The following is a 15,059-nucleotide window of genomic DNA, read 5'->3' as shown; positions in this document are numbered from 1 at the left end:
GCGGCGCGGAATACGAACCCGATTACCGGAAACGTCGGTCCGGCAATCGGGTTCGGATGCGCCTTGGGAGGGCGCACCACCGACCCGCGTGGAACCCCCCTGCGGCTCCACTCGGCGAGCGGCGGCGCGGCCGTCACCCCCAGAGGCAGCAGTACTTCACCGACGCCGCCACGGTGGTGCGACGACGTCGGTGAAACCCCTCACCGACACTGATGCCGTACGAGGGACGAACGGTTCGCGGCGAACCGCCATCGGGTCGCGGCGCATCTATGTTCTCGACGACCGGTAGTGAGGAACGCGGGGATGACACCTTCGAGAAGCGACGCAGCGCGTCGGCTCGCTGTCGCCGCGGCGATGGTGTTCCAGGTGAGCGCGCACGCCAGGGCGGGGTTGCGGACTACGGCGGAGTCTTTCGAAGCCCAGGCGCGATTGCTGCTCGCCGATGGTGAGGCTGAGCATCGCGACAGCGTGCGAGACGCCTACGCCCGCGCCGAGGAGCTCGTCGCGACAGCCGACGTCGAAATGGCTCGGCGACAACGCGACAGCGAGGTCGACGGGGCGGATCGGCGACGGCACTCCCTGATCGCCGCCATCGCCCGTCATCGACTCGACGAGGACGCCCGCAACCGCCGCCGCGCCGCCGCGATCGACAAGCAGGAGCGTGCCGCGCAACGCATGCTGATCGAGGCGAACCGCGGCGACCTCTGCGCCTACCGGCCGACCGTGACTTCGCCCGCCGGTGTGACGGTCGACGAACTGGTGGCCGCACAGGAATTGGGCGTGCACGAGCTGCGGCGTCGCCTCGACGTCTACCTCGCGGCGGTCGAAACGCACCCCGAAGACGACAGATACGTGGCGGACCTGTGAGCTCGACCGACAAATTCACCGCGGGCAGTGGGCCGACACGTGGCAGCGCTCAGCTCGCCGCCGTGGTGGAAGCGGTGAGCCCGACGCCTACCGCCGACGCGACACCACCACCGCCCGCACGTCTCCTCGAGCGCACCGACTCAGCATTCGACGGCGATCGGGGCATCACCGACACTGTGCGAATGTTCGGAATCGCCGTGACACAGGCTGGTTCGTTCCGGTGACGCGTCGACATCCGTCCCGCCGATCGGCATACCGCCGAGCATCCGCAACACCAGCCGCGCGAACGCCAGATGGGTGCGCAGCGCCCGCGGCGAACGCGCGACGGAGGCGACGGTGCACGTCCCGGTCGGCGCGGGATCGCCGGCGAATCTGTCGGTGAGCCAGTCGAGAATCGCCGGCACGATGAGGAATTCGAGTGGCAGGTGCGAGCCACGGCGCACGCGCAGATAGCGCACCGTCGCCCCGGCCTGCTGATAACGGCGCACGTGCGCGTCGATATCGGCGACCGCGATCACCTCGTCGTTCACCCCCTGGACAATGAGCAGCGGTGCCGCGGGCGCGCGAGTGCCGGGTTCGATGTCGGCGAGAATGCGGCGCAGGACGGGTTCGGCGAGCAACGCCGCCATGCCGCCGCGCAGATGCCCGGTGACATCGCGACGCGCGAACCGCAGCAACAGCGCGAAGGTGCTGCGCTCCTCGGCTTCACCGAGCAAACCGCGGTATCGGGCGTCGAGGTGATCGTTCAGCACGGCACCGAGTTCGGGATAGGCCTGCCGCAACCCCGCGATGAACGCCGCGGGGAACCCCGCGAACCACCCGCCGTTGAGACGCTCGAAGGCGGCGGCCGGGTCACCCACCGGTGAACCCGCCGCCGCACCGACGATATTCAGCTCCGGCGCGTACTCGGCGGCCAGTTCCGCGGCCCACGCCGTGGCCAGCCCACCGCCCGAATAACCCCACAGGGCAACAGAAGTGGCCGGTGTCAACGCCATCGGGGCGAATTCGAGGGCGGCCCGAATCCCGTCCAGCGCACGGTATCCGGGCTCACGCGCCGCCCCGAAACGACCACCCAGCCCTTCGTGATCGGGTACCGACACCGCCCAACCCCGCTCGAGGGCCATCGCGATGATCGGCAGCTCGAACGGCGCGATCGAACCGATCGTCCACGCACCGCGCCGCAACGCGTACGACGGAAAGCATTGCGGGGCAACGGCGTCGATCGCGCATTGGAACGAAACCAGCGGTCGGGATCGCGCCGAGGCACCCCAAGGCAGCAGCACCGTCGTCACCGAGACTTCCGGCGCACCGTCGAGATCGCAGGTGCGATAGAGCAATTGCCACGCCGTGATCTGTTGCCGGATCACCCCGAACAGCGCGAGCTCCACCGGCCGCGACCGCACCACCGTCCCCGGCGCGAGCGCGGCGATGCCGGGTGGAGTGTCGTAGAACGGGTCGTCGGGTGGCAGGACCGGAGCGTCGTGCCGGGTCGCGGCCGAAGCGTCGACGGTCATAGGCTGCCGCCGCCACCGAAGAACCAGGGGTTGAACGCACAGGCCAAGGTGGGACTGCCTTCCGGATCGAGAGCACGCAGCGCGATCGAGGTGGCGCGCGGCGAATACATCATGGTGAGGTGGTCGGAGACGTCCTGCTCGCAGCCGTTCTGCAGGGTGATGTTGTCGACGGTCGCGTCCGGCCCTGCCTGCAGGAAGACGAGGTCGAGGGGGTTCATCACCTCGTCGTAGCGGGAACCGACCGCGGTGTAGGCGACGCCGGGCACCGTGTCACCGGCGGCGTTGAGGGTGGTGTAGAACGGCGAGCCGATGGCCTGTTCGACATTGGCCGCACCGATGATCGGCCGGTAGAAGCCCAGGATGTCGATGCCCGCGTTGTTGATCATGCGACCGAGCGTGGCGATCCCGAGCAGCGAGGTGCCGTGGTGGGTGGCGCCGAAACTGACCAGCTTGCCGACCTTGCCCTGGCCGCCCTCGAACTTCAGATAGTGATTCGCGATGGTGCCGCCCTGGGAGTGGCCGACGATGTCGACCTGGTCCGAGCCGGTCGCCGCGCGTACCCGCTCGATGAAGGCGGCGACCTGACGCGAGGAATCGGCCATCGGGCCGACCCCGTAGCGGCCCGGCAGCACGGCGCCCAGTCCACCGGCCTCCAGCAGCCCGGATTTGCCGAAGTTCAGGGCGAACACGCAGTACCCAGCCTTCGCCAGGTGCGGCGAGAGGTAGGAGAAGGTGTCGTAGGCGTTGAGCCAGGTGCCGTGCAGCAGTACCACCGGGCGCGGGTGCTGAGCCGAAGGCTTGCAGTCCCAGCGGTTGGCGCCGGACGGCGCCGCGTCGGGGTGGAGCAGGCCGTAGGCGAAGGCAGGCAGGTACGCCGACATCTCGGGACCCTCGCCGACGGCGTCGGAGGCGCGGCTGCCCGCCGAACCCGAACTGCTGCCGGAGGCGCTGCCGGTGTCGGCGATGACGGTGGGGGTGCGGCCGTCGGCGGCGGGCACCGTGCCCGCGTTCACGTACTCGGCCAAGGAGGCGATCGTCGGCTCCAGCGTGGGAGCCGCGGTGGCCGGGCCGGATGCCGCGGTCAACACCGCGGCGATGCCGATTCCGCACAGCGCGCGGCGAAGGGAATGCGTCGTTGCAATCATGGTTTCACTTCCGTAGATCCGCGTCGACGAGCAGGTAGCTCGGACGCGCTCTGCGAATCTATGACCCAGGACACAGTGATGTCACTGCACCTGGCAACGGGAAACTCTGGACGTGATTGGCGCGGGAGCCAAGTTCTGTTCGTTTTCGATCGGATGGTTCTACATCCGCCTGTCGTCGGACACAATCGAGTCATGCTCGCCGAACACCCCATCTCCGAACTCCCCGCCCTGCCCGCGCTGACCGCACGTCTGTTGACGCGATGGCCACAGATTTCCGAGCGCATGCTCGCCGCAGGTCTCGGCGCCAACGCGCCCGCCGAACTCCCCGACGGCCACTTCACCGCGGAGGTATTGCCGACCATCTACGCGTGCGGGCGGGCCGTGCTCGAGGCGATCGGCGCCGACCGGGAGTTCACCTATGCCGAGGTCGCGGCGTTCGTCGCCCCGGTCGCCGAGCGCCACGCGGAGGACCGGCTGCCGTTGCCGATGCTGATCGGCGCGATCCACGGGTCGGCGCAGTCGGTGTTCGCGGAGGCGCTGTCGCTGGCCCTGCCCACGGAGACCGCGGAGATGGCACGGGTCGGCAACCGCCTGCTCGATCTGCTGCGCCACATCAATATGACGGTCGTGGAGACCTACACCGAGGTCGAGCAGTCGATCTATCACGCCGAACGCGAGGCGCGCCGGGAGCTGTGTTCGGCGCTGGTACGCGGCCTGCCCGCCGAGGAACTCGCGGCCCGCGCCGACACGATCCTCGCCGACCAGTACACGGTGCTGGCGGTTCACCTGAGCGAGCCGCCCCGGGTCGGCACCGCGGCCAACCTGGTGACCAGGCGACGGATCCGCGTGCTGCAACGCGCGTTGGACGAACTCACCGGCACCACCACCCCGGCCACCTTCGACGGCACCCATGGCATCGCGTTGCTGAGTCACAGTTCGGAATCCGACATCCTGGACCCGGTGAAGTTCGACCAACTCGCCGACCGACTGCGCACCCAGTTTGGCGTCCCGGTGTATCTGGCCGAATTCCCCGGCGTCAGCCGCGACGCGATTCCGGCCGCGGCCGAGGACGCGACCGAACTGACCGAACTGGCTCGACTACGCGGCAAGCCCGGTGGCTGCTACCGGCTCGACGATCTGCTGCTCGAATACCAGCTCACCCGGCCGGGGCCGGCCCGAGAACGCCTGGCGCAGCGGGTGATTCCGCTCCTGAGCAGTCCGCACCTGATCGATGCGCTGGAAGCGCACCTCGTCCACGGCGGAGACCGCAAAACAGCGTCACGATTGATTCACGTACACCCGAATACATTTACCTATCGGCTGCGCAGGATCGCCGAGCTCACCGGCCTCGACCCGTCCGATCCGTCGGATTCACGTATGCTCGCCGCATCGCTCATGGTATATCGATTGGATTCTCCAGACAACGAAAAAACCCGCTATTCGACGTGTGCTTCGAATAGCGGGTAATTCGTTTCCCGACAAGGAAAGTCTTACTTGTCAGCGCTCTTTACAGGTAGGCGCTGCACACGGGCCAGGCGCCGGGGCCCTGCGCGGCCAGCACGTTCTCGGCCACGCGGATCTGCTCTTCACGGCTGGCGTTGTCGGCACTGCCCGCGCCGCCGTAGGCTTCCCAGGTGCTCTGCGAGAACTGCAGGCCGCCGTAGTAGCCGTTTCCGGTGTTGATGTTCCAGTTGCCCGTGCTCTCGCACTGCGCCACGGCGTCCCAGTTGTTCGCCGAGGCGGTTGCGGTGGTCAGACCGGCCGGAACGGCGATCATCGCGCCGGCAACAGCGGCAAGACCAAGGGCACGGGTGGTGAACTTGCGATTCAAAGACATAAAGTATTTCCTGCCTGCGTCCACCGACTCGGTGATGAAAACTACCGCGTCCCTGCCCCTCAGTCATGTCGGGGATCCTCGAATCACGGGGCAGGCTTTCTGGCGTTCTGCGATTCGATTCGGCTCGGGTTGTTGTTCAAGCCGTGATCGAATGTAGCTGGATTGCGAGCTGAGATCACGTACCGATCACGGGGGTGTTTGTAGCGGATATTGTCCAAAGGAACACTGTTCACCGCTGGTCGGCGGTAACAAATTCGTAATCACATTACTGTCGTTATAGTGCCGTAATGTGACTGGGCTCATATGGATTCAGAGACCCCGGTCACGTTTTCTTTTCGGCAATTCGGGCACGCGACCCGGGCCGCGACGGGGGATGATGGATGCGAAGGAGGCGCAATGAGCACTCGCCGGACCCTGTTCACCGTCATCGCCATCGGCTTGGTCGCGGCCGTGACCGTGGGCCTCTACCTGTTCCAGCCGTGGCGGCTGTTCACCACGGTGACCGTCGACGAGGCGCCGGTCGTCGCGGTGGACGGTGCGCCACCGCCGGTGATCGCCGAGGGCGCCTTCCTCTCCCATGAGCACGACACCTCCGGCACCGCACAGCTCCAGCGCACGTCAGAGGGCACCATCGTGCTGCGGATCGTCGACCTGAACACCTCCGACGGGCCTGCCCTGCGCGTCTGGCTCACCGATCAGCCGGTGATAGTCGACGACTGGCACAACTTCGACGACGGCAGCCACATCGACCTCGGCTCGCTGAAGGGAAACGAGGGCAGCCAGAACTATGAGCTGCCCGCGGGCACCGACCTGTCGACGGTGAAGTCGGTCAGTATCTGGTGCGAGCGCTTCCAGGTGTCCTTCGGGGCCGCCACTCTGGCACCCGCTTAGGGTCACCAGACGGCTCAGGCGAGCAAGCGCCGCTCAGTTGCCACCGCGACCGCCGCGGCGCGGGTGTCGACGCCGAGTTTGTCGTAGATGCGGCCCAGGTGGGTTTTCACCGTCGCCTCGCTGATGTGCAGCGCGCGGGCGATCTCCCGGTTGCCGAGGCCGTGGGCGAGCTGACCGAGGATGTCACGCTCGCGGGCGGTGAGCGTGGGGCCGGGGTTGCGCATCTTGGCCATCACCTTGGCGGCGACCGGCGCGGACAAGGCGGTCTGCCCGCTCGCGGCGGCGTGGATCGCGGCGAACAGTTCCTCCGGCCGTTCGGCCTTGAGGAGATAGCCGGTGGCGCCCGCCTCGATCGCGCGGGTGATGTCGGCATCGGTGTCGTAGGTCGTCAGCACGAGGACGTGCGGGGTCGGCGCGGGCTGGGCGGTGATCCGGCGGGTCGCTTCGACACCGTCCATGTCAGTGCCGAGCTGCAGATCCATCAGCACCACATCGGGGCGCAGACTCGCGGCCAGCGTCACCGCGGTCGGTCCGTCGGCGGCCTCACCGATGACCTCGATATCGGGCGCGCTCGACAGCAGCGCGTGCAGTCCGGCGCGGACGACAGCGTGATCGTCGCAGATCAACAGGCGCACGGTGGTGGTCACAGGTGCCGATGTTAGTGCGGCTGCGTCGGGGCGGTGGCGAGCGGAACGGCGGCGGAGAGCACGGTGCCGTCGCCGGGCGCGGACTCCACGGTGCAGGTTCCGCCGAGTTGGCGAACCCGCGCCCGGATCGCGGGCAGACCGTGGCCGCGATGTCGCGCGGGGTCGGCCCGTGCGTCGGGGTCGAAGCCGCGGCCGTCGTCGGCGACGTCGAGCACGATCTGGTCGTCGAGGCTGGTCAGCGTGATCGTCGCGGTGGTGGCCGCCGCGTGTTCGCGCACATTGGCCAGCGCGCCCTGGGCGATCCGCAACAAGGTGGCCTCCACCCGCTGGGGTAACCGCCCCGGCGTTCCTTCTATATGGCAACGCACGGTCAGGGAGTCGCTCGTCTCCCGCTCGGCGAGCGCGGCCAGCGCGGCGGGCAGCGATCCGCCCACGGCGAGGTCGGCCGGGGCCAGGTCGTGGACGAACCGGCGCGCCTCGGTCAGGTCGCGTTCGGCGATGGCGGCAGCCGAGCGCAGATGCGTGTGCGCGAGATCTGGATCGCTGTCCCACACCAGGTCGGCGGCTTGGAGCAGCATGCGCTGGCTCGACAGCCCCTGGGCCAGGGTGTCGTGGATTTCCATGGCCAGCCGTTGCCGTTCGGCCAGCGTGCCCGCCTTGCGTTCGGTGGCTGCCAATTCCTGCCGGGTCCGCACCAGGTCGTCGATGAGCGCGGCCTGACGTTCCGCCTGACGGCGCATACCGACGAACAATGCCGTGGTCACCGCGGCCACCGCGGGCGGGGCGAGTATCAGATTCGGATCCAGCCATCCGGCGATGCGCACCTGACTCGACACCACGAGCACGGTGAGCGCCACGACCAGAATCACCGCCACGCGCTCCGACAGAATCCGCAGTCCCGTGTACACCAGCGGCACCGCGCACCAGGCGAAGCTCGGTGCGAGCACCACCAGCACCGACCAGGTCACCACCAGTAATGCGAACCATTCCACCCGATGCGACTGCCGCAGTTCACTCAGCGCGTACAGCACCGCGAGGAGCAGGGCGAGCACGACGATCAACGGTGTGGAGCGGGTCTCGCTGTGCCGGATCAGCCATCGCATCAACGAAGCGGCCAGCAGGACGTAGAAGGCACTGTGGACGATGACAGCAAGCAGTCGCGTGTCGTCCCGTTGGGCGCCGAGCAACTGAGCCATGTCATCCACCTGCGTCCATCGGCGGCTGTCGCCGCGGGTTCTCGGCCGCGAACGTGCACGGGCCTGGGCAAACTCCGATTCTCCCCCGGTGATCCCCCGCGGCGGGTCATCCGATCGGTCGACCCGGGTGTCGGCCGATCCGACCCCGGAGTACAGCCGGTACGCCGATCCGTGGAGGCCGCTGCGCGAACAGGATGGATATCAACAGGCCACGGCAGACCGCCGGTCGGCCGAGATCCGCGCAGGAGCAGTCATGACCACCAAGTCCACCACCCGCAATCGCCTCATCATCGCCGGCGCCACCGCCGGTGTCGTCGCCGCCGGTGTGGTCGGCGTCGTGACCGTCCAGGCGCAGGATCAGGACCCGGCGACCCGTACCCCCGTGGTCGTCGACGCCGCCGATGCCAACCTGGCCCAGTCCACCCACCTGTCGATCGCCGCCGCCACCAAGGCCGCGCAGACCGCCCTCGACGCCGCCGCGAAGGAGAACCAGCGAGTGAGCGTCGCGGTGGTCGACCGCAACGGCAATGTCATCGTCACCCTGCGCGGTGACGGCGCGGGCCCGCAGTCCTACGACGCCGCCCAGCAGAAGGCCTTCACCGCCGTCTCCTGGAACGCCCCCACCACCGAGCTGGCCAAGCGCCTCGAGTCGGCCCCGCACCTGGCCGACATCGACGGCACCCTCTTCCTCGGTGGCGGCGCCCCGGTGAAGGCGAACAACGCCCCGATCGCGGGCATCGGCGTGGCAGGCGCCCCGAGCGGCGACCTCGACGAGAAGTTCGCCCAGGCGGGCGTCGCGTCGCTCGGCGGCTGATCAACCTCTGACAGTGTTCATTCGGCGCGGCGGGCGCGGGCCCGGCGTTTGCCCTCGTGCATGGCCTGGACTCGGGCGATCGGGATGGTGTGACCTTCGGCGATCAGGTCGGCCGGGAGTGCTTGCGGTGCGGGCATTTCCGTGGCCCACGGGTCGGTGTCACCGAGCAGATCCGGTGCGGTGCGCAGGGTGAAGTCGGCGGGGGTCACCGACTCGATGTCGTTCCAGCGCAAGGGAAAAGACACCGGGACTCCCGGTCGGATGCGCGGGCTGTATGCCGCGATCACCGTCGCGCCGCCCGCTCGGGTGGAGTCGAGGAAGACCTTTCCCGCTCGGTCCTCACGAATGAACGCGGTGGTTCCGACGGTGGGATCGATGCGCTCGGCTCTGGCCGCCACGGCCCGGGTCGCCGCTGCGGCGTCCTCGATCGCGACGCCGGGCTCGATCGGCACGTAGACGTGTAATCCCTTGGCGCCGCTGGTCTTCACCGCACCGGCGAGCCCGTCAGCTTCCAGCGCGGCCCGGATCAGCTGCGCGCCCGCCGCCGCGTCGCGAAACGTTTGCCCCGGTGAGGGATCCAGATCGAGTACCAGGTGCGTCGGCCCCGCGCTGTGGTCTACCGGCAACAGCAGCGGGTGGTACTCCACCGCGCGCTGGTTGCCGAACCACAGCAGCGTGCGCACGTCGTCACCGAGCGCGTAGGTGACCTCGCGATGCGAGCTCTCCGCCCACACCGTCGCGCGCGGCACCCATTCCGGGGTGTATTTCGGCAGATTCTTCTGCATGAACGGCGGCTGTCCCGGCCGCACCCGCACCACCGACAGCACTCGCCCCCGCAACACCCGAACGAGCCGCTCCCCCACGAACTCGAGGTAGTCGACCAGATCCCGCTTGGTCGCCTCGGCCCCGTCGAACAGCGGCTGATCGAGATTGCTCATCTCCACCCCACCGCGCAGCTCTTTGCTGGTCATGGCCCCACTGTGCCCCGCCGCCAAGGGGTGGTCAACCGGGGCGACCACCCGTTTTGGTCGATCACCAGGTCGTCGGCTATCGTATGTTCCGCGCGGCTCACCCTGGTGAGCTGTTGTTCTGGCCCCGTCGTCTAGCGGCCTAGGACGCCGCCCTCTCAAGGCGGTAGCGCGGGTTCGAATCCCGTCGGGGCTACAACGAGAACTCCTCGGTCATGGTGACCGGGGAGTTTTTTTGTGCCCGTTCTTGTGCCCGGAGTGCAACATATTGACAGACGTTGCACAGTTCATACACTGTAGGAAACGGTGCATGGAGGTGACGTGATCGAACAGACGGCCCTGGAGAAACGACTCCAGGACGCGGCGGCACGCCCCGATGCCGTGAGCGCGTTCCGCGCCGCCAGGGCCATATTTCTGGCCGGGCACCGACTGGAGATGAAGGAACTCGCCGTTGCGCTCGGGGTGAATCGCGCGACGCTGTTCCGGTGGGTCGGCGGGCGCGACGAACTGCTCGCCGAGGTCATCTGGTCGGTCGCCGAGCCCACCTTGCGTCGCGCGGCCGCCGCGGCTCCCGGCCACGGCGCGTACCGCATCGCGACCATCCTCGGCGATTTCGCCCAGGCCACCAATACCTCCCACGCCTTCCGCCAATTCCTGTTGCGCGAACCCGAACGGTCGCTGCGACTGCTCACCACGCGCGCGGGAACGGTGCAGCACCGCATCGTCGCGATTGTGGAAGACATACTCGCCGAAGAGATTTCGGCCGATGCTCTCGATCCGCTGCTGCCGGTGCCCGAGTTGGCGCTGCTGCTGGTGCGGATCACCGAGACCTTCATCTACACCGATGTGATCAGCGGTGAGGAACCCGACGCGGCCAGAGTTGTCCGGGCGTCTTTGGTTCTGCTGGGCGAACGGCCCGAACAGTAAGTCAGCGAAAGGACACCATGAAGCGCTCCATCTTTACCGAGGACCACGACGCCTTCCGCGCCTCGGTCGCCGAGTTCGTCAAGCGCTCGATCGCGCCCAATGCCGAACGCTTCGTCGAAGAGCGGGCCATCGACCGCGAAACCTGGCTCGCGGCAGGCGAAATGGGCTACCTCGGCCTCGGTGTGCCCGAGGAGTTCGGTGGCAGCGACGCGGGTGACTACCGGTTCAACGCGGTGTTCGGCGAGGAGCTGTCGAAGGCGAGCGCCGCGATCGCGTCCTCGTTCGGCATCCACTACGACGTGTGCGCGCCCTACATGGTCGAACTCACCAACGATGAACAGAAGCAGCGCTGGCTCCCGAAGTTCTGCACCGGCGAGATCATCACGGCCATCGGCATGACCGAGCCGTCGGGCGGTTCCGACCTGGCCGCGCTGAAGACCACCGCCGTGCGCGACGGCGACGACTGGATCGTCAACGGCTCGAAGACGTTCATCACCAACGGTTTCAACGCCGACCTCGTGATCGTCGCCGCCCGCACCAGCCCGGAGAAGAAGGCCAAGGGCATCACGCTGTTCGTCATCGAGACCGGGATGGACGGCTTCACTCGCGGGCGCAAGCTCGACAAGGTCGGTCAGCCCGAATCCGACACCGCCGAACTGTTCTTCGACAATGTGCGTGTCCCCGACGCCAACCGGCTCGGCGAGGTCGACCGCGGCTTCATCGCCATGATGGAGCGGCTGCCGCAGGAACGCATCGGCGCGGCGATCTCCAACCTCGCGCATGCCTCGGCGATCCTGGACGAGACGCTGCAGTATGCCAAGGAGCGCAAGGCATTCGGGCAGCAGATCGGCAGCTTCCAGTACAACAAGTTCCTTTTCGCCGAGCTGGTCACCAAAATCGAAGTGACACAGGCGTTCGTCGATCAGGGCATCGTCGCCCACGCTGCCGGTGAGCTGTCCGCGGTCGACGCGGCGAAGGCCAAGTGGTGGTCGGCGCAGGTGCAGAACGACGTGCTCGACGCATGTGTGCAGTTGCACGGCGGCTACGGCTACATGCGTGAATACCGGGTCGCGCGGGCGTGGATGGACGCCAGGGTGACCAAGATCTGGGCGGGCTCCAACGAGATCATGAAGGAACTGATCGGCCGCGATCTGGGTCTGTAGCACACGGATAGCGTCGCGCCCGGCGTAGGAGCCACCGGGCGCGACGCGTCGCCGGTCAGCTCAGGATGATCGGCAAGGCGGCCAGATCGTTCTGCGTGAGCACCGGCAGGTTGCCGATCTCACTGTCGGGCACGGCAAGGCGCAGCTCCGGGAAGCGAGCGAACAGCGCGGGCAGCGCGATCGCGGCTTCCAGACGAGACAGGGCGGCGCCGGGGCAGATGTGCGGGCCGTAGCCGAAGGCCAAGTGGCGGTTGGCGGTCGAGCGCGTCACGTCGAACTCGTCGGCGGTCTCGCCGTGCACCGTGGTGTCGCGGCCGACGGCGCGGTAGGACATCACCACGCCCTCACCCTTGGCGATCACGGTGTCGCCGACAACGATGTCCTCGACGGCGAAACGCATCAGCAGGTGCGAGACCGGGCCGTCGAAGCGCAGCGATTCCTCGATGACCTGCTTCCACTCCACATCCCCGGCAAGGACTTTCGCCAGCTGCTCGGGTTCGGCGAGCAGCGCGCGCACGGTGTTGATGATCAGGCTGACGGTGGTCTCGTGGCCCGCGGCGACGAGGGCCTTGATGTTGCCGATCGCCTCTTCCTCGGTGAGCGGCTCGCCGCCCTCGTCGGCGGTGACGAACGCCGAGGTCAGATCATCAGCCGGGTCCGCGATCTTCTGCCGGACCAGGTCGGTGAAGTACACATCGAGGCCGCCCATCACCTCGAGGCGCTCGTCCTGCGGGGTCATCACCGAGAAGAACTTCTTGTACCACTCGAGCAGCTGCGCGTGGTCTTCGCGCGCGACGCCCATCAGGTCGCCGACCACGCGCATCGGCAGCGGATAGGCGAAAACCTCCTTGAGGTCCACCGGAGCGCCATCGGCACCGGCGGCCTCGAGGTCGTCGAGCAGGTCGGCGGTCAGCTGTTCGATCACCGGACGGAGCTCTTCCAGCCGCCGCGGGGCCAGTGCCTGGGCGGTCTTGAGCCGCAACCGGCGGTGCTCGGCACCGTCGACGCTGAACATCGAACGGTCGACGAGGACCATCCCGATCAGCGGCCACTGGGTGGTCACCACGCCGTCGGCGTACAGCGACCACGCGTTGATGTCCTTGACCAGCCTGGTGTCGGTGGTCAGCTGACGTGCGACGGCATGATCGGTGACCGTCCAGGCGGGCACGCCGAGCAGGTCGATCCGGGTGATCGGGCCGAGTGCTCGAAGTCGGGCGGTTTCCCCGTTGAGGTCACCGACCATGGGGTCGATGGCGAAAGGGCATGGCGAACTCACGAAAAACCTCCGACGGGTCGAACTGGCGTGAAACGAACGGGCAGTGCGGTCATGCCCCGAAGGAAAGCCGAAGGTCGCCGGGTGAGTTGGTCGGCGGGTACTGCGAGGTCGACATCGGGAAGCCGGTCGAGCAGCACCTCGATCCCGGTCCTGGCGATGATCTCCGCGATCTGCTGCGCCGGGAAAGGACAGCGGTATTCGCCGTAACTGAACGCGAAGTGGGCGCTGTTGCCGGTGGGTACGGAGCCGCCCTCGGTAAACGATTGGCGCACATGCGGATCGAGATTGGCGGCCGCGAGACCGAGCAGCAGGAGGTCACCTGCCCGAATCGTCTTGTCGGCGAGACGGGTGTCGCGCGCTGCCCACCGGCCCGCCAGAATCGAGGTCGGCCCCTCTTCCCAGAGCACCTCGTTCATGGCCTCGCCGACACTGCGCCTGCCACCGCCGAGCGCGTTCGCGAACCGGTCGTCGGTGAGCATCAGCCGCATCGAGCTGCCGAGCCAGTCAGCGGTGGTGAGGTGACCCGCGGCGGCGATCGCCATCAGGTCGTTCATGTATTCCTCGTCGGTGAACGGCTCGGGGTCGGCCAGCATCATCGATGCCAGATCCCCAGCGGGACGAGCCCTCTTCACCGCGACCAGCCGCGCCATGTGTTCGGCGAAGCGGGCGTGCCCGGACTGGGCGTCGGCGCCACCGTCGGCGAGCTGCTTCATCGTCAGGGCGAGGTCTGCCGCGTCGTTGTCGGGCAGACCGAGGATGCGCGCCAGGGCGAGAGCGGGCAGCGGCACCGCGAACTCGGCGACCAGGTCGGCGCTGCCGCGACCACAGAACCCGTCGACGAGACGATCAGCGAGTTCCTCACAGGCCCTGCGCAATTCGAAGTGGTCGACCGCGTCCAGTGCCGGTTCCACCATCGCCAGGTGCCTGCGGTGTTCGGCGCCCGCGGTGAAGTAGATCGAGGGCATCGGTTGCCCGATCATCGGCAGCAGCGGCCAGTCCTCCGGTACCCGGCCCCATTGATTCCACAGCGACACGTCACGCGGGAAGAGCAGCGGATCGCTGGTCACCTGGTGCAGTTCGCGGTAACCGATGATCAGCCAGGCCGGGAACCCGCCGGGCAACTCGACCTGCACGACGGGCCCGTGATCACGCCGCATCCGCCGATAGACCTCGTGCGGTTCGATGTGGAACTCGGGGCCGCTCAACGGCACCGCGCCGGTGATCGGGCACGCGCCGGTCGGTGTGCTCATCAGACGGTTTCTCCCTGTGGGACAGCGGAATACAGATGCTCGACCAGTGCGATCAGCACCTGCTTGCTCGATTCGCGCGAGCGCGCGTCACACATCACCAGCGGTACGGCCGGATCGAGATCGAGTGCGTCACGCACCGCACCCGCCGAATGGGAGTCACCGAAGTCGTTGCAGGCCACTACGAACGGGGTGCCCTGGTGTTCGAGACGGTCGATCGCGTACCAGGAATCACTGATCCGACGCTGGTCGACCAGCACGATCGCACCGAGCGCACCCGCGAACAGCCGGTCCCACAGGAACCAGAACCGTTGCTGCCCAGGAGCTCCGAACAGGTACAGCACGTGTTCGTCGTCGAGGGTGATACGGCCGAAGTCGAAGGCCACGGTGGTGGTCGACTTGCCGGGCACACCGCTGGTGTCGTCGACGCCTGCCCCGACATCGGTCATGGTGGCCTCGGTATCGAGTGGCCGGATCTCGCTCACCGACCGCACCAATGTCGTTTTGCCGACACCGAATCCGCCGATGACCACGATCTTCAACCCGTGCATTGCCGTGCTGTGCAGC

At 67.6% G+C, this 15,059-nt stretch carries 14 protein-coding genes, 1 tRNA gene and 1 pseudogene; 7 read left to right on the top strand and 9 right to left on the bottom strand.

Features of this window, described 5'->3' with window-relative positions; translation table 11 throughout:
* The first annotated feature begins 303 nt into the window (after positions 1 to 303).
* Entirely contained in the window at positions 304 to 867 is a 564-nt protein-coding gene (locus tag IBJ82_RS00210; RefSeq protein ID WP_194823961.1) for a hypothetical protein, read from the top strand.
* Positions 868 to 1,007: 140 nt separating this feature from the next.
* On the opposite strand, the gene IBJ82_RS00205 is transcribed toward IBJ82_RS00210, so the two are convergent.
* Positions 1,008 to 2,381, bottom strand: coding sequence for a lipase family protein (locus tag IBJ82_RS00205; RefSeq protein WP_194823960.1), 1,374 nt, complete (start codon positions 2,379 to 2,381; stop codon positions 1,008 to 1,010).
* Positions 2,378 to 3,526 carry a triacylglycerol lipase gene (locus tag IBJ82_RS00200; protein ID WP_194823959.1) on the bottom strand — a complete coding sequence of 383 codons (1,149 nt, stop codon included), beginning with the start codon at positions 3,524 to 3,526 and terminating at the stop codon, positions 2,378 to 2,380. Before IBJ82_RS00200 ends, IBJ82_RS00205 begins: the two co-directional genes overlap by 4 nt.
* Positions 3,527 to 3,718: 192 nt before the next feature.
* On the opposite strand from IBJ82_RS00200, the gene IBJ82_RS00195 reads away from it, so the two are divergent.
* Positions 3,719 to 4,993, top strand: a complete 1,275-nt coding sequence (locus tag IBJ82_RS00195) for a CdaR family transcriptional regulator (RefSeq protein WP_194823958.1) — start codon at positions 3,719 to 3,721, stop codon at positions 4,991 to 4,993.
* A 43-nt stretch (positions 4,994 to 5,036) separates the two neighbouring features.
* On the opposite strand, the pseudogene IBJ82_RS00190 reads toward IBJ82_RS00195, so the two are convergent.
* Positions 5,037 to 5,363, bottom strand: a pseudogene (locus IBJ82_RS00190) (transglycosylase family protein); the annotation flags it as partial.
* A gap of 396 nt (positions 5,364 to 5,759) precedes the next feature.
* Between IBJ82_RS00190 and IBJ82_RS00185 the strand changes: the two are divergent.
* A complete protein-coding gene (locus IBJ82_RS00185; protein WP_194823957.1) occupies positions 5,760 to 6,254 on the top strand; it encodes a DM13 domain-containing protein in 495 nt (164 codons plus the stop codon).
* 14 nt (positions 6,255 to 6,268) lie between these two features.
* On the opposite strand, the gene IBJ82_RS00180 is transcribed toward IBJ82_RS00185, so the two are convergent.
* A complete protein-coding gene (locus IBJ82_RS00180) occupies positions 6,269 to 6,901 on the bottom strand; it encodes a response regulator transcription factor (protein WP_194823956.1) in 633 nt (210 codons plus the stop codon).
* Positions 6,902 to 6,912: 11 nt separating this feature from the next.
* Positions 6,913 to 8,097, bottom strand: a complete 1,185-nt coding sequence (locus IBJ82_RS00175; RefSeq protein ID WP_194823955.1) for a sensor histidine kinase — start codon at positions 8,095 to 8,097, stop codon at positions 6,913 to 6,915.
* A gap of 253 nt (positions 8,098 to 8,350) precedes the next feature.
* On the opposite strand from IBJ82_RS00175, the gene IBJ82_RS00170 reads away from it, so the two are divergent.
* Positions 8,351 to 8,911: a heme-binding protein gene (locus IBJ82_RS00170; RefSeq protein ID WP_194823954.1), complete on the top strand. Its 561-nt coding sequence runs from the start codon at positions 8,351 to 8,353 to the stop codon at positions 8,909 to 8,911.
* A 17-nt stretch (positions 8,912 to 8,928) separates the two neighbouring features.
* On the opposite strand, the gene IBJ82_RS00165 is transcribed toward IBJ82_RS00170, so the two are convergent.
* On the bottom strand, positions 8,929 to 9,882 hold the full coding sequence (locus tag IBJ82_RS00165) for a DNA polymerase domain-containing protein (RefSeq protein ID WP_062983891.1): 954 nt from the start codon (positions 9,880 to 9,882) through the stop codon (positions 8,929 to 8,931).
* 120 nt (positions 9,883 to 10,002) lie between these two features.
* Here IBJ82_RS00165 and IBJ82_RS00160 point away from each other — a divergent pair.
* The 3 genes from IBJ82_RS00160 (at position 10,003) to IBJ82_RS00150 (ending at position 11,969) form a co-directional block, all read left to right on the top strand.
* A tRNA-Glu gene (locus tag IBJ82_RS00160) sits at positions 10,003 to 10,075 on the top strand.
* A gap of 125 nt (positions 10,076 to 10,200) precedes the next feature.
* Complete coding sequence (locus IBJ82_RS00155; protein WP_194823953.1) at positions 10,201 to 10,806, top strand: QsdR family transcriptional regulator; 606 nt, start codon at positions 10,201 to 10,203, stop codon at positions 10,804 to 10,806.
* A gap of 17 nt (positions 10,807 to 10,823) precedes the next feature.
* The gene (locus IBJ82_RS00150) at positions 10,824 to 11,969 is read left to right on the top strand and encodes an acyl-CoA dehydrogenase family protein (protein ID WP_194823952.1); all 1,146 of its coding nucleotides are present in this window, start codon (positions 10,824 to 10,826) and stop codon (positions 11,967 to 11,969) included.
* Between the two features lie 55 nt (positions 11,970 to 12,024).
* Here IBJ82_RS00150 and IBJ82_RS00145 read toward each other — a convergent pair whose 3' ends face one another.
* The 3 genes from IBJ82_RS00145 to IBJ82_RS00135 are packed head-to-tail and all read right to left on the bottom strand — an operon-like array spanning position 12,025 to position 15,043.
* Complete coding sequence (locus tag IBJ82_RS00145) at positions 12,025 to 13,245, bottom strand: cytochrome P450 (RefSeq protein WP_194823951.1); 1,221 nt, start codon at positions 13,243 to 13,245, stop codon at positions 12,025 to 12,027.
* Complete coding sequence (locus tag IBJ82_RS00140) at positions 13,242 to 14,495, bottom strand: cytochrome P450 (RefSeq protein ID WP_194823950.1); 1,254 nt, start codon at positions 14,493 to 14,495, stop codon at positions 13,242 to 13,244. Before IBJ82_RS00140 ends, IBJ82_RS00145 begins: the two co-directional genes overlap by 4 nt.
* Entirely contained in the window at positions 14,495 to 15,043 is a 549-nt protein-coding gene (locus IBJ82_RS00135) for an ATP/GTP-binding protein (protein ID WP_228536369.1), read from the bottom strand. Before IBJ82_RS00135 ends, IBJ82_RS00140 begins: the two co-directional genes overlap by 1 nt.
* Positions 15,044 to 15,059: the final 16 nt, after the last annotated feature.

Source organism: Nocardia sp. XZ_19_231 (genome assembly GCF_015355705.1).
GTDB lineage: Bacteria > Actinomycetota > Actinomycetes > Mycobacteriales > Mycobacteriaceae > Nocardia > Nocardia salmonicida.
Note: the sequence above shows the minus strand (reverse complement) of the source record. Positions and strands in the feature narration are given on the sequence as shown.

Bases quoted from the DNA above. Each gene is read 5' to 3' on its own strand.
- IBJ82_RS00210 (WP_194823961.1), top strand. From the start codon at position 304: ATGACACCTTCGAGAAGCGACGCAGCGCGTCGGCTCGCTGTCGCCGCG.
- IBJ82_RS00205 (WP_194823960.1), bottom strand. From the start codon at position 2,381: ATGACCGTCGACGCTTCGGCCGCGACCCGGCACGACGCTCCGGTCCTG.
- IBJ82_RS00200 (WP_194823959.1), bottom strand. From the start codon at position 3,526: ATGATTGCAACGACGCATTCCCTTCGCCGCGCGCTGTGCGGAATCGGC.
- IBJ82_RS00195 (WP_194823958.1), top strand. From the start codon at position 3,719: ATGCTCGCCGAACACCCCATCTCCGAACTCCCCGCCCTGCCCGCGCTG.
- IBJ82_RS00185 (WP_194823957.1), top strand. From the start codon at position 5,760: ATGAGCACTCGCCGGACCCTGTTCACCGTCATCGCCATCGGCTTGGTC.
- IBJ82_RS00175 (WP_194823955.1), bottom strand. From the start codon at position 8,097: ATGGCTCAGTTGCTCGGCGCCCAACGGGACGACACGCGACTGCTTGCT.
- IBJ82_RS00170 (WP_194823954.1), top strand. From the start codon at position 8,351: ATGACCACCAAGTCCACCACCCGCAATCGCCTCATCATCGCCGGCGCC.
- IBJ82_RS00165 (WP_062983891.1), bottom strand. From the start codon at position 9,882: ATGACCAGCAAAGAGCTGCGCGGTGGGGTGGAGATGAGCAATCTCGAT.
- IBJ82_RS00150 (WP_194823952.1), top strand. From the start codon at position 10,824: ATGAAGCGCTCCATCTTTACCGAGGACCACGACGCCTTCCGCGCCTCG.
- IBJ82_RS00140 (WP_194823950.1), bottom strand. From the start codon at position 14,495: ATGAGCACACCGACCGGCGCGTGCCCGATCACCGGCGCGGTGCCGTTG.
- IBJ82_RS00135 (WP_228536369.1), bottom strand. From the start codon at position 15,043: ATGCACGGGTTGAAGATCGTGGTCATCGGCGGATTCGGTGTCGGCAAA.